Source organism: Clostridium sp. ZBS15, assembly GCF_023845705.1.
Classification (GTDB): Bacteria; Bacillota; Clostridia; order Clostridiales; family Clostridiaceae; genus Clostridium; species Clostridium aquiflavi.
Genome location: NZ_JAMQHY010000171.1, coordinates 1 through 246 on the forward strand (window position 1 = coordinate 1; position 246 = coordinate 246).

Consider the following 246-nt stretch of genomic DNA (forward strand, 5'->3'; position numbering starts at 1 on the left):
ACGATACGAGGTACACCATAAGTAGTAGCCTGACGCCAAACAGTTTCTGTTTGTGGTTCTACACCAGATTGTGCATCAAGTACTGCTACTGCGCCATCAAGTACGCGTAAAGAACGTTCTACTTCTACTGTGAAATCTACGTGTCCTGGAGTGTCAATGATATTTACACGGTGACCTTTCCATTGTGCTGTAGTTGCAGCAGAAGTAATTGTGATACCACGTTCTTGCTCTTGCTCCATCCAGTCC

The 246-nt window shown here is 45.1% G+C and carries 1 protein-coding gene; it reads right to left on the reverse strand.

The genetic code is table 11. From position 1 onward, the window contains the following. A partial coding sequence (locus tag NG904_RS16925) for a GTP-binding protein (RefSeq protein WP_252232896.1) occupies positions 1–246 on the reverse strand: 246 nt, incomplete at both ends.